Source organism: Massilia sp. LMS1-1-1.1 (assembly GCF_040815535.1).
Lineage (GTDB): Bacteria > Pseudomonadota > Gammaproteobacteria > Burkholderiales > Burkholderiaceae_D > Janthinobacterium > Janthinobacterium aestuarii.
This window is the reverse complement of sequence record NZ_JBFPNG010000056.1, coordinates 169,814-183,198: the sequence shown is the minus strand read 5'-3', so window position 1 is coordinate 183,198 and position 13,385 is coordinate 169,814. Positions and strand designations below refer to the sequence as shown.

Below are 13,385 nucleotides of genomic sequence, written 5' to 3'. Positions count from 1 at the left end.
CTGCCGGATTCCAACATGCCCGCACCCGATATCGTCATCCGCCTGCTGACGCCAGCCGACACCCCTGCTTTTTGCGCGCTGCGCCTGCGCGCCATCCTCGATTCGCCCAGCTCGTTTTCTTCGTCGCGTGAAGACGAGCTGGCGCGCACGCCGGAAGAACATGCGCAGCGCATTGCCGGCGGCGCCTTTCAACGCGGCTTTGGCGCCTTCGATGGCGATCGTCTCGTCGGTTTTGCCGGATTGCAGCGCGAAACGATGCGCCAGTTGTCGCACAAGGCCTTGCTGTGGGGCGTGTTTGTCGACGTGACGCAGCGGGGCAAGGGCGTGGCGCGGCGCCTCGTCAACGCCTGCATCGAACAGGCCGAACGCGACCCTGCCATCATGCAAGTGCATTTGAGCGTGAATGCGGAAAACAATGCCGCCTTGGGCCTGTATGAATCGCTGGGATTTATCGCGTATGGCACGGAGCCGCGCTCGATGCACGTCGGTGAGCTGTTCTATGACGAGCATCACCTGGCCTTGCTGCTGAAGTGACACCGCTATTTGCAGCGCGGGCACAGGCCCTTGATCAGGTAATCGACTTCTCCGCCGCTGAAGCCTTCCGGTAACAGCACGGGCGGCGGCAGCTTGACTTCATTGAAACAGGTGACGTTCGCGCATTTGGTGCACTGGAAGTGCGCGTGCTCGTGCGCCTGATGGCCGGCGCCCGCGCTGAAGCGCCACACCTGGTCGGCGCCCGCGATGCGGTGCACGAGTTCATTTTCCGTCAGCCATTCCAGTACCCGGTACAGGGTGACGGAATCGATATCGCTGTCCTGCGACAGCGCCTGCTGGATTTCATGGTGGGTCAGCGAACGGCTTTGCGCCATTAAAAAGTCGAGCACCTTCACGCGCGTCTTGGTGACGCGGGCGTTGGTGTTGCGGATCAGCGATTCGGCTTGCGGTGTAGAAGATGATGTCAACATGATAGGCCTGCTTGCGGGGGATAGGCTGGCGGCGTCATCGCCGTGCCCGTTGCCACCCTCTGGGCCGTATCTTAGCATGCGTGCCGCTCCGGATGGAACGGCGTCACGGTTTGAACGTCCAATAGCGGCCGGCCACCGTGTCGACGGGGTCGAGAAAGCGCTGGTCGGCGCGCGCATGGTTGCGTATCAGATAAAACATGTCGGACAGGGCGGAGCGCTTTTCCGCGAAATACGTGTGTTTCATGAAACTCGTGTCGACCCCGCTGGCGTCGATGGTTTCCACGCCAGCCACGATCAGCATGCCGGCGCCGCTGTCGCCCGCGCGCGCGTAGCCGTGCACGGCTTTCGAGGCGGCCAGGGCCAGGTCTTGCGACGAGGCATACAAGGTGACGGGGTTGCGCGCGCCGGCCAGTTTCGGTGCGATGTCGTGCTTGAAGATGGCCGCGTCGATATCGGGTGCGGACAGGATGATTTCCGTGATCTTTTGCGCCAGCTGCGGCTGCGCGGCCAGCAAGTCGGCCACGGCCCGCGCCAGGCCTCGGCTGCCCATGCTGTGGCCCACCAGATAGACTTGCGCCGCCTCCGTGCTGGCGAGAAAGTCGGCCAGGAAGGCCGTAAGGTGGGGCGTGCTCCATTCGATATTGTTTTCATCGATGGTGTAGCCGGCCACGCCGCCGCGCGACGGCCAGCTGTAGAACACGGGCGCGCCGTTGAAACCGAGGTCGTAGGCCATCTGTCCCGTGCGCCGCGCCGCATCCTCGAAACTCACGTTGTAGCCGTGCACGAAGAGAAAGGCGCTTTTATCGGCCGAGGCGCGGATCTGGGTTTTGAGTGCGGCAAAGAAGTTGTCGCGGTCCTGCACCTCGGCGGACAGCACCACCACGTGCTTGGCCGGGTCGTCGCGAAATTCCAGGCGCCACAGCGATGGCGATTCCAGCTGGCCCATGCGATGGTCGCGGGGGATGCTGATGTCGCAGCTGCCATAGCTGAGAGGGCCATTGCCGCCCAGGATGTTGCGTTCGCCGCTGAAGCGCTGGGCCGGCGGCTTGCCCACGTCGCGCTGGCGGTCCGTGGCGAAATACACTTTGACGACGGCATAATTCGACACGACGGCGCTTTTATCGGCCGGGGCGGGTACGGCTTCCACGTCGGGTGCCTGGGGCAAAGGCCGCTGCACCGCGTCGAGCAAGCCTTGCGCGGCAAACAGGGTCTCCATGTCGTCCGGCACTTTCGCGCTGGACAGGGCGGCCGACAGGGCCAGTTGCAGCTGGTTATTGGCAGGCTCGGCTTCCAGTGCGGCGATGGCGGCCAGGATGGCGGCGGCGCTGTCGAACTTGGCGATGGCCTGCTTGAGCCGCTCATAATGGCTGGCGATGGCTTCGGCCGCATGGCCGGGAGCGCCATGCCCGATGGCCGCCACCACAGCGGAAGTGATCAAGTCCATGCGCCACCTGCCTTTCAGGTCAATCTGGATTAAATATCAACCCATATTGCCATAAAAGCACGCGAAAAGCGACTTGTCCAGCACCGCGCGCAGCCGGTGCGCGGCAGATCAATGCTGCTTGTCGTCGCTGAACTGCTGCGCCAACGATTGCAGCGGCGCCACGGTCAGGCCGCCGCGGCTCACGTGCTCGGGAATGGCCACGCGCACGGGCTTGCTGTGCATGTTGGCGGACGACAGCACGTTCGTCGTCGTCTCGGGCGCCGCATTCCACACGGGATCGACGATGCCTTCGAACACCTGTTTCAATTGTTCGCCCCACGTGTCGCGGATCATGCGGAAATACTGGTTCTTTTCATCAATGGTGACAAAGCGCGTGACGGCCAGGCTGCCTGTCTCGTAGACGAGCAGGTCGAGCGGCAAGCCGACGGAAATGTTCGAACGCAGAGTCGAATCCATGGAGATCAGCGCGCACTTGGCCGCCTCGTCCAGGCGCGTGAACGGGTTGACGACCCTGTCGATGATGGGCTTGCCATACTTGGCTTCGCCGATCTGGAAATATGTGTTTTCATCGTGCGATTCGATGAAATTGCCGGCCGAATACACCTGGAACAATCGGCAGCGCTCGGCGCCTATCTGTCCGCCCAGAATGATGCTGACGTTGAAATCGATGCCGCAGTCGGCCAGGGCCTTCGCTTCGCGCAAGTGCACGGTGCGCACGGCTTCGCCCACGATACGTGCCGCATCGTACATGCTGGCCACGTTCCAGATGCTGCGGCCATCCGCATCGACGTGTTCGGAAACGATCTGGCGGATCGCCTGCGAGATCGACAAATTGCCGGCCGTCATCAGGACCAGCATGCGGTCGCCCGGGTTTTCAAACACGCTCATCTTGCGGAAGGTGCCTACCTGGTCCACGCCGGCGTTGGTGCGGGAGTCGGACAGGAAGACCAGGCCTTCGTTCAGGCGCATGCCTATGCAATAAGTCATCGTCGTAAATCAAATCAAAAGGGGAAGCATTTTACACCAGCCGGGCCCGGCATACCGCTGGCAAGGCCCGGCCAGCCTCATTCCTGCCTGTTTACACGGGCACGATCTGCACATCGACTCTTAAGGTTTCCGTGCCGCCACCCTGGCGCACGCCGCGCACGGGGGCCGCCGAATCGTAGTCGCGCCCGATGGCCAGGCGGCAATACGCATCCGTCATCAGCCGCGCATGCGTGACGTCGATGCTGACCCAGCCCGCGAAATCCCTGTCTTCGGCCCAGGCGTCGACCCAGGCATGGCTGGCCGCGTGGCCCGTCGTGCCCGGATCGATATAGCCGGATACATAGCGGGCCGGGATGCCCCAGGCGTGGCAGCAGGCCAGGAACAGGTGAGCGTGGTCCTGGCACACGCCGCGTCCCAGGGCCAGGGCGTCGCCGGCCGTGGTGGTGACCATGGTGGCGCCGCTTTCATACGCGACCTTGCCGACGATGTGCTCGGCCAGGCGCAGCAGATGGCCAGTGCCCGCCGTCACGCTCCGGTCCGGCAAGCTGGCGGCCGCCAGGTCGAGAATGGCGGGATCGGCCTGCGTCAGCGGCGTCGGCATGGTAAACAACAGGGGCGACAAGGTATCGATCAGGTTCAGACGTCCCTTGTGCGGGTAGATGGTTTCCACCACGCCATGCGCCACCAGGCTCAGGGAGTGATGGCTGCCGTTGATCGTCAGCATGTGCGACAAGTTGCCGTAGGCATCCGTGTAGGCGTGGCACTGGCCCGGCGTCGTGATTTGCCAGGACAGGGCCCGCTGCTGCGGCTCGATACGCGGCGTCAGGTGCAGCTGCTGGATGGTGTAGGCCAGCGGCGCACTGTAGGCGTAATGGGTTTCGTGGCGGATGGTGAGCTGCATCAGGCCGCCAAGGGAACGAGGAAATCGCGGCTGACCCGGTTGCCCAGGTCGTAGATGTTTTCCAGAAACTCCGTCAAAGTCAGGTGCAAGCCCGCCTTCATAATGTCGTCGATATGGCCGAATTTCAATTCCGCGTGCAATTTGCCGGCAAACCGTTCCGTATCGGCCGATACATCGTTGCGGATGTGCTTGAGGTTTTCCACCACGTCATCCATGCAGGCAAGCAGGGACCTGGGCATGTCGCCGCGCAGCATCAGCAATTCCGCCACCCGTGCCGGGGTGATCACGTCGCGGTAGACCTTGCGGTAGATCTCGAAGCCGGAGACGGAGCGCAGCAGGGCCGCCCAGTAGTAAAAATCGCGCTGGGTGATATCTTTCGACGTGTCGCGCGCGCCGTGGAATTTTACGTCCAGGATGCGCGCCGTGTTGTCGGCCCGCTCGAGGAAGGTGCCGAGGCGGATGAAATGGATGGCCTCGTCCTTGAGCATGGTGCCTAAAGTGACGCCGCGCGACAGGTGCGAGCGGTACTTGACCCATTCGAAGAACTGGCTGGGGTCCGTTTCCAGCAGATTGCTCTTCAAGCGCTTCTGCATGTCGAGCCAGGTGGCGTTCTGGATTTCCCACACTTCCGTCGTCAGGGTACCGCGCACGGCGCGGGCGTTTTCGCGCGCACCCGTCAGGCAGGCCAGGATGGACGATGGGTTGTTCGGGTCACGCACCATGAAGTCGAGCACGTCGCGTGTATGAAAACGGCCATATTTATGGTCGTACGCACTTTGCAGCTCGGAAATCCCCAGGGTGGCGCGCCAGCCTTGCTCCGCGTCCTGTTCGGACTGGGGCAGCATCGAGGTCTGCATGTTGACGTCGAGCATGCGGGCCGTGTTTTCCGCCCGCTCCGTGTAGCGGGCCATCCAGAACAAATGATCGGCGGTGCGGCTCAGCATGTTTTCTCTCCTGCAAAAGCGGATGTGGCTTCCAGTACCCAGGTATCCTTGGTGCCGCCCCCTTGCGAGGAGTTGACCACGAGCGAGCCTTCGCCGAGCGCGACGCGGGTCAGGCCGCCGGGCACCATGGAAATCGTCTTGCCGGACAGCACGAACGGGCGCAAATCGATGTGGCGCGGCGCGATGCCGGCCTCGACATACGTGGGGCAGGCGGACAGGGCCAGGGTCGGCTGGGCGATGTAGCCGCCCGGATTGGCCAGCAGGCGCTGGCGGAAGTCCTCGATCTGCGCGGCGCTGGACGCCGGTCCCACCAGCATGCCGTAGCCGCCCGCGCCATGCACTTCCTTGACGACGAGTTTCGCCAGGTTCGCCAGCACGTAGGACAAATCGGCGCTCTTGCGGCACTGGTACGTCGGTACGTTGTTGAGTATTGGTTCTTGCGACAGGTAAAACTTGATCATGTCGGGCACAAACGGGTAGATCGACTTGTCGTCGGCCACGCCCGTGCCGATGGCGTTCGCCAGGGTCACCCGGCCGGCGCGATACACGGACAGCAGGCCGGGCACGCCCAGCGAGGAATCGGAGCGGAAAGCCAGCGGGTCGAGGAAATCGTCGTCCACGCGGCGATAAATCACGTCGACTCTCTTGGGGCCGCGCGTGGTGCGCATGTACACCGAGTTGTCGTTGACGAACAGATCCTTGCCTTCGACCAGTTCCACACCCATCTGCTGGGCCAGGAACGCGTGTTCGAAGTAGGCGGAGTTGTACATGCCCGGCGTCATGACGACGACCGTGGGGTCATCGACGCCCATGGGGGCGACGGAGCGCAGGTTGTCGAGCAGCATGTCCGGGTAATGGTCGACGGGCGCGATGCGGTTGCGCGCGAACAGTTCCGGGAACAGCCGCATCATCATCTTGCGGTCTTCCAGCATGTAGGACACGCCGGAGGGCACGCGCAGGTTGTCTTCCAGCACATAGAATTCGCCCTGGCCCGCGCGCACGATGTCGACGCCGGCGATGTGGGCGTAAATGTCGGAGGCGACGGAAATGCCCTGCATTTCCGGGCGGTACTGGGCATTCTTGTATATCTGCTCGGCAGGAATGATGCCCGCCTTGATGATGTTTTGCTCATGATAAATATCATGGATGAACATGTTCAAGGCTTGCACGCGCTGCACCAGGCCCGTCTGCATCTGCGCCCATTCGGCGGCGGGGATGATGCGGGGGATGGTGTCGAACGGAATCAGGCGTTCCGTGCCGGCATCGTCGCCATAGACGGCGAACGTGATGCCGACCCGGCGGAACGTCAGGTCGGCTTCGGCCCGCTTGCGGGCGATGGTCTCGGGGGATTGCTGCTCCAGCCAGTTGCTGAATTCACGATAGTGTTCACGTACCTTGTTGTCCGTACCCACGTCATTTGCAGTCATTTCATTGAAAAAATTTGCCATGTTGTGATTTCCCTTGAGCCGTGTCTGACTATAGCTCAGCAGAAATCGTGCCAGTGCCGCGCAGCCGAAAGTATGTAAAAAATGACCATTTTTGTGGCGTAAAACCGTCATCCGCACCGTATTGGTGCGTTACTGCGCGGAAAATGCCGGTGTTGGGGCAGGTGGCGGCGAGGTCAGGCGTCCGGCGTGACAAAGGGCCGGCAATCGATGGGCAGGTCGATGGTAAACGTGGTGCCCGTTTCCGGCGCGCTGTCGACCAGCGCGCTGCCGCCGTGGCTTTCCGCCACGTTTTGCACGAAGGGCAGGCCGATGCCCCAGCCGGGCGCGCTGCCCTGGTGTTCGCGGCGCAGGTATTCAAAGATGCGCTCGGTCTGCTCCGGGGCGATAGTGCTGCCCGTGTTGTGCACGGTAAGTATCATGCGTTCGCGCAGGGTGTTGATGTGGATATGGATGGGGCCGTCGTCGCCATACTTGAGGGCGTTGCCCACGAGGTTTTCCAGGGCGCGGCGCAGCGAATTTTCGCACCACCAGCCGGTGACGGACGCGCCCGTGACCTCGCACTTGCCCGGATGGCCCGTATTCACGCTGTCGGCCACCTGCCTTGCCAGCGGCAGGATATCGAAGCGATGCAAGACCAGCGGCAGCTTTTGCCCCCGATGGTAGCTGAGCGTATCGAGCAATTCCTGGATCATGTCGTCGAGGCGTTTGCCGTGTTCGATGATTTTCGATGCCAGGGCCGGTACGTCGAGCTGCTGCGCGCGCCGCTGCAGCAGCTGGGCGCTGTTGAGCATGACGGAGAGGGGATTGCGCATGTCGTGCGACAGGCCGGCCGCGATGCGCCGCTGGAAGCTTTCATGCATGGCAGTAAATTCCAGGATGGCTTCGCGGATGCCCGTATCGATCGAGGCATTGATCACCTTCCAGTCGCGGCGCCGCAGCGGCACGCCCGCTTCGAGGGCCGCATCGGCGAAACAGTCGCGGAAGATCTGGTATTCCTGGATCACTTGCTCCGGGCCATAGCTGGTCATGCGCGCCCGTTCGTTGCCGTGCACGGCAGGGGCATTGGTATGGCTGGTGGCATTGTCGCGCGGATATCCTGGTGTCAGCGCTTCAGCCAGGTTGTCGAAGAAGGCGGGCAAGGTATTGATCAATATCGGTGTCAGCAAGGCATCGGCGCCGCGCACCTTGGCGCGCACCTCGTGTTCCCATTGCGTCAGCACGGCATCGCGCATGCTGAAGATGCGCCGCGTGCGCGCGGGCATGTCCAGTACATGCATTTTCTGGTCAGAGGCATAGGTCATCGCAGCTCCCCATCGACAGCACGGCACCCGCGCGGTAAAAAGCGGGAGGTACAGTATCCCCCAAATCGGCTTGCAGTGATACTCAATTCGGCGTGTGGGCGCCTGTCATGACTGCGCTCAAATGGCTGAGGGCCGTATCCCATTGCTCCAGCGAAAAGTTCTGCGGATCGTCATGACCATTCGCAAAGCCCGTATCGAGCACGGCGTGGAAGGCGGGGATCAGCCACGTGCCCTTGCGCACGCTGGCGGCGATGTACAGCAGGGCCAGGCGCTCGTATTGCGCAGGCGTAAAACCGGGATCGGGCGCCAGCCCGTCGTTGCCTTTGCCGCCGCCGGGTACGGAGTTGCGCGGCTGCACCAGTTCCACGTGCAGGAACAGGCCCGTCAGCGACGGCTTGTCCTTCTCCAGTTTGCTGGCGTAGCTGGCCGTGCCGAAGTCGCGCACTTGCAGCGAGCCGCCCAGGCGGTTCACGTACACGTGGCCTTTCGGACCGCCGCCCAGCGCCGGATTGCGCAAGGTAAAGTCGTTGAAATCCCAGCTGGCGTCGTTGATGTGATCGGGAATGCTTTTCAATAAGAAATTCGGGAAGCTGGTGTCGTGGATGACGAAATAGCGGGCCATGGGCGCGGCCAGCCGGCCCACGGCGCGCGACAGCGGTGCATCGACGGCGCCGCCCACGTCGGCTTCGGCGATGCCTTGCTCGGCAAGCCAGGTGCGCAGCCTGGCAGGCGCGATGCCCGTGCGCTGGCCGATGCGGGCGGCAAGAAACTCGGGCAGCGGCACGCTGTCGCCCAGGCGCGCATACAGTTTCACAGGACGCAGCAAACAAGTGGCTTGCGCCCGCGCATCGCCCTTGAAGCCGCTTTTCCAGGCGGCATACGGGCAGGCCGCTTGCTTTTGGGCAGCGGCAGGCAGGGACAGGCAAAGCAAGAGCAGCAGGGCAGGGTATCGTTTCATGCGGGCATTGTCGCCGAAGCGCCGCTTGCGGCACAGGCGTACACGCGAAAAAAAAGCTGCCCGAAGGCAGCTTTCGTGACGGCATGGACTGCCAGCTATTTAAAACGCCACGCTGCCCGACACGACGAAGGTGCGCGGCGCGGCCAGCACCAGGCTGCCGGCGTCGAACGAGGAGACGGCCGAGGCCCAGTAGCTGCGGTCGGCCACGTTGTCGATGCGCGCGCGCAAGGTCACGTCATGCCCGGCCACCTGCGTCAGGTAGCGTGCACCGATGTCGACGCGGGTCCACGATGGCAGTTGCTTGCTGTTGGCCAGGTCAGCATACTGTGTCGACGTGTAGACAGTGCGGGCATTCAGGCTTAAGCCGGGCGCACCGGGTACGTCCCATTCGCCGCCCACGCTGAGCTGTGTTTTTGGCGCGCCGATGGCATGCTTTCCATTGTTGGCCGGCTTGTCCGTCTTGCGCTGTTCCGTATCAAGCCAGGTCAGGCCTCCCAGCAGGCGCACGCCCGCCATCGGCGTGCCGAAGATGGACAGTTCCAGGCCCTGGTTGCGCTGTTCGCCCGACAGGGTGGCGCGCGAGTCGACCACGGCAGGCAAAGGCTTGGCCGTGGAAAACAGGGCGGCGCTCATGCCCAGTTTGCCGCCGTCGTACTTGACGCCGATTTCCTTCTGCTTCGACTTGTAGGGCGAGAAGACTTCGCCCTTGTTGCTCAGCGGCACGTCGTTCTGGCCATCAAAATAGGTGCCGCTGGCAACGGGACCCTTGACCAGCGCCTCGATGTAGTTGGCGTACAGCGACACGTTCTTGCTGGCCTTGAAGACAATGCCGGCCACAGGCGTCGTGGCGCTCTTGTCATAGCTGGAATATTGCACGGCCGTGCCGTAGGCATATGCCGCGTCGCGGATCTGCTGGCGGCGCAGGCCCACGGTCAGCAGCAGCCGGTCGTCGAGAAAGGCCATGGTGTCGGCCACGGCGTAGCTGCTGAGGATGGTTTTTTGCGTCAGGCGCGGGTCGCTCATCACGCCGCCCGAGTTGTCGGGCAGGGTGGGCGGCATGGCCACGTCCAGCGGACGGTAGATATTCGTCGGCAAGCCCGCATAGTCGCTGATCGCATACGCATTCTTCGCCTCGTTCCAGTGCCCGGACCAGCTGGCCACCAGGGTGTGCTTGACGGCGCCCGTCGTGAGCTTGCCGCGGATGCCCAGTTCGCCCGTGCGGATTTCCTGCTTGCGGGCATTGTCGAAACGGTACACGCTGGCATCGCCATTGAGCGAGCTCAACGTCGGTTGGGCCAGGCTGTTCGATTCCTTCGTCGAACGGCTGCCGAACGCGGCCCAGGCCACGACATCCTTGGCCAGGTCCACTTCGGCGCGCGCTGTGCCGAACACATCGTGCTCCTTCGAATAGCTCCACGGCTGGGCAAAGTTCTTCGATGCATCGGGCGCGCCAGGCAAGGCCGTCAGGCTGCCCGTGTTGACGGAGGGACGCGGCGCCGTCAGATCGAAATTCTGGTAGCCGGCATCGGCCGACAGGCGGTAGCCGCGGCCGCGGTAGTCGAGACCGACGGAAAACATGCCCACGTCGTGGTCTTCGCGCTTGATGCTGGTCTCGCCCTGGCGCTTGGCGGCGTTCACGCGCACGCCAAATTCCTTGTTCTCGCCAAAGCGGCGCGCCACGTCGATGGCGGCATAGGCGTGGCCGCCCGATTCCACGCCCACCGTCAATTCCGTCAATGGCGTGTTGCCGGCGCGCTTGGGCATCAGGTTGATGGCGCCGCCGATGCCGCTGCCGCCCGGCGCCGCGCCGTTGAGGAAGGCGCTGGCGCCACGGAACACTTCCACGCGCTCGATCAATTCCGGCGATACATATTGACGCGGCAGCACGCCATACAGGCCGTTATACGCCACGTCGTCCGAATCAAGGGCGAAGCCGCGGATTACATATACTTCCTGGAAATTGCCATAGCCGCGCGACATGCGCACGGCCGCATCGCTCTGCAGCAAGTCGCCCACGCTGCGCGCCTGCTGGTCGGTAATGAATTGCTGCGTATAACTGGTGCTGCCGAATGGCGAGTCCATCATGTCCACGGACCCCAGGATGCCCATGCGCCCGCCGCGCGCCACCTGGCCGCCCGCATACGCCTTCGACAAGCCTTCCGCCGACGCATCGGCCGAGGCATTAACGACAACGGTCGGCATGGTTTGCGCGTCGCCAGCCGGCGTGGTCTGGGCATGGGCGGCGGCGCTGGCCAGCAGGAAGGCGGCCAGGGCGAACGGGGTAGGGACGAGGTGGAAGGAGCGCATGGTGTTGTCTGGATATTAATGAGAATGATTATCATTATATTCCAGCGTGGCGCACAGCGTGGAAAAGTGTGAGAAAGCGATCAAAAAGTCGTCATTTGTACAACACCGGGCAAGCCAGGCACTGGAATCTGGAGAAAAAAGGCGCGCCAGACGGTACCTTGTGGATTTATTAATGCCTATGGTCAAGTTTCGCTAGAATGGGCCATCGCGCCCGGCGCCCACAGGAAACCGCATGCCATTGCTCCGCCATCTACCGTCCGCTTCCATGCGCCTGCGCATACGGCGGGGCTTGAGCCTGAAAGGCGCGGCCGTCGCGCTGATCCTGGCCATGCATGCGCTGGGTCTGTATTTCCTGCTGCTGCCGGCGCGGCAACTGAAGCAATACACGGAAGTGGCGTTCATGACCCTGCTGCCGCCTCGGCCAGCGCCGCAGGCGCCACCGCTGGCCTTGCCGCTGCCGGTGCCGGTTCCCATGCCGCGCGCGCGGGCTACAGCGCCGTCCGCAATTGCCGCGCCGCCCGCCGTGGCAGCGGAAGTCATCACCGTACCCGCCGAGGAATTGCCTGCGGCACCCTCCACGATACCGTCCACCACAGACTTGCGCACGCGCGCCCGGCTGGCTGCCGGGGCCGCCGACAAGGCCTTGCGCGGCGAAACCAGGCAAGACAAGCCCTGGCTGGCCACGACCGAACTCAAGAGCGACAGCACCTTCCAGAAGCTGGTCGCCTCGGCCTGGCGCGGCGGCCCCGTCATCCGCGTGGAGGAATACCTGACGGCCGACGGCCGCCCCGCCACGCGCGTCGTCAGCGCCGGCGGCGCCACATGCTTTGGGCTCGACGCAAACCCGGGCGCGGGCGCCGACCCGTTCAAGACGGGCGGCAAGGTGAAAAGAGTGCCTTGCCCGGGTTGAGTCGGATGGAAGGTTGTGCAGCTCAGATTAGCTGTAGGTCAGATTAGCGCAGCGTAATCTGACAATCTTTGTGGCGGCGCTTGTCGGCTTACGCCCGTTGGGCTAAGCCGACCTACGATTGGATGGGGTAGCCCCACGCGGGAAAAGACCGCGCGCCGGGCAGGGTTTCAGGGACGGTAATAGGGTTGTCATCCCTGCCATGGTCTGAAATATGCTAAGTTGCGTCTGCAAATCTTGTCGACACGACCCAGGACGCCCATGCCCCCCGACCTCCTCATCCTTGCTCCCAGCCCTTCGGCTGCCGTCAACGCGCAGCTGGAACAGCAATACACCTGTCATCACGCCTGGCAAGTGCCGGCGGACGAACGCGACGCCTGGCTGGCCGAGCGCGCGCCGCGCATCCGCGCCGTCGTCACGACGGGCGCGCTGGGCTTGAGCGCCGCCGACATGGGCTTGCTGCCCGCGCTGGAAATCATCGCCGTCAATGGCGTGGGTCTCGATGGCGTGGCGCTCGACGTGGCGCGCGAACGGGGTATCGCCGTCACCACCACGCCGAACGTGCTGACGGACGACGTGGCCGACGTGGCGCTGGCCCTGCTGCTGGCCAGCGCGCGGCATATCGTGGCGCTCGACCGTTTCGTGCGCGACGGCGGCTGGGAACGCCGCGAGGCCATCGCCCCCGCGTCCAGCCTGCGCGGCAAGACGGCCGGCATCTTCGGTTTCGGCCAGATCGGCCAGGCCATTGCGCTGCGCCTGGCCGCTTTCGGCATCCACGTGCGCTACTTCCAGCCGCGCGCCATTGCGGAGACTCCTGTGCCGCGCGCGGAATCGCTGCTGGCCCTGGCGCAGGAAAGCGATTATCTGATCGTCTGCGCGCCGGGCACGCCGGCCACGCGCAAGATCGTCGACCGCAGCGTTCTCGACGCGCTCGGCCCGCAAGGCACCCTGATCAATATCGCCCGTGGCGCGCTGATCGACGAAGACGCGCTGATCGCCGCCTTGCAGGACGGCCATCTGGGCGCGGCCGGCCTCGACGTGTTTGCCGACGAGCCGCGTGTGCCGGCCGCCTTGTGCGCCTTGCCCAACGTCGTGCTCACGCCGCACGTGGGCAGCCTGACCGTGGAAACGCGGCATGCGATGGGCCAGCTGGTGGTCGATAACCTGCATGCCCACTTTGCCGGCTTGCCGCTGCCCACGCCCGTGTCCTGACCTTGCGCCGC

At 63.7% G+C, this 13,385-nt stretch carries 12 protein-coding genes; 3 read left to right on the top strand and 9 right to left on the bottom strand.

All coding sequences use genetic code 11. From position 1 onward, the window contains the following. Positions 1-15 precede the first annotated feature (15 nt). Positions 16-534, top strand: a complete 519-nt coding sequence (locus tag MRBLMS1_RS25495; protein WP_485882916.1) for a GNAT family N-acetyltransferase — start codon at positions 16-18, stop codon at positions 532-534. 5 nt (positions 535-539) lie between these two features. Here the strand turns inward: MRBLMS1_RS25495 and MRBLMS1_RS25490 are convergent, their stop codons facing one another. The 9 genes from MRBLMS1_RS25490 to MRBLMS1_RS25450 form a co-directional block, all read right to left on the bottom strand. Beyond that, entirely contained in the window at positions 540-965 is a 426-nt protein-coding gene (locus tag MRBLMS1_RS25490) for a Fur family transcriptional regulator (RefSeq protein WP_034787417.1), read from the bottom strand. 103 nt (positions 966-1,068) lie between these two features. Next, positions 1,069-2,409 carry an alpha/beta hydrolase gene (locus MRBLMS1_RS25485; RefSeq protein WP_485882914.1) on the bottom strand — a complete coding sequence of 447 codons (1,341 nt, stop codon included), beginning with the start codon at positions 2,407-2,409 and terminating at the stop codon, positions 1,069-1,071. 108 nt (positions 2,410-2,517) lie between these two features. After that, entirely contained in the window at positions 2,518-3,396 is an 879-nt protein-coding gene (locus MRBLMS1_RS25480; protein WP_034748331.1) for a proteasome-type protease, read from the bottom strand. 91 nt (positions 3,397-3,487) lie between these two features. Then, positions 3,488-4,297, bottom strand: coding sequence for a transglutaminase family protein (locus tag MRBLMS1_RS25475; protein WP_128141526.1), 810 nt, complete (start codon positions 4,295-4,297; stop codon positions 3,488-3,490). Continuing rightward, positions 4,297-5,241, bottom strand: a complete 945-nt coding sequence (locus MRBLMS1_RS25470; RefSeq protein WP_034748325.1) for an alpha-E domain-containing protein — start codon at positions 5,239-5,241, stop codon at positions 4,297-4,299. Before MRBLMS1_RS25470 ends, MRBLMS1_RS25475 begins: the two co-directional genes overlap by 1 nt. After that, complete coding sequence (locus tag MRBLMS1_RS25465; protein ID WP_485882912.1) at positions 5,235-6,689, bottom strand: circularly permuted type 2 ATP-grasp protein; 1,455 nt, start codon at positions 6,687-6,689, stop codon at positions 5,235-5,237. Before MRBLMS1_RS25465 ends, MRBLMS1_RS25470 begins: the two co-directional genes overlap by 7 nt. Positions 6,690-6,862: 173 nt before the next feature. Further along, complete coding sequence (locus MRBLMS1_RS25460; RefSeq protein ID WP_485882910.1) at positions 6,863-7,990, bottom strand: sensor histidine kinase; 1,128 nt, start codon at positions 7,988-7,990, stop codon at positions 6,863-6,865. Positions 7,991-8,072: 82 nt separating this feature from the next. After that, positions 8,073-8,948, bottom strand: coding sequence for a hypothetical protein (locus MRBLMS1_RS25455; RefSeq protein WP_485882908.1), 876 nt, complete (start codon positions 8,946-8,948; stop codon positions 8,073-8,075). Between the two features lie 99 nt (positions 8,949-9,047). Then, complete coding sequence (locus MRBLMS1_RS25450; RefSeq protein WP_485882906.1) at positions 9,048-11,255, bottom strand: TonB-dependent receptor; 2,208 nt, start codon at positions 11,253-11,255, stop codon at positions 9,048-9,050. A gap of 232 nt (positions 11,256-11,487) precedes the next feature. Between MRBLMS1_RS25450 and MRBLMS1_RS25445 the strand changes: the two genes are divergently transcribed. After that, positions 11,488-12,165, top strand: a complete 678-nt coding sequence (locus tag MRBLMS1_RS25445; protein WP_485882905.1) for a hypothetical protein — start codon at positions 11,488-11,490, stop codon at positions 12,163-12,165. Between the two features lie 258 nt (positions 12,166-12,423). Next, positions 12,424-13,374 (top strand): 2-hydroxyacid dehydrogenase, encoded by a 951-nt coding sequence (locus MRBLMS1_RS25440; protein ID WP_485882903.1) that lies wholly within the window; start codon positions 12,424-12,426, stop codon positions 13,372-13,374. The last annotated feature ends 11 nt before the right edge of the window (positions 13,375-13,385 follow it).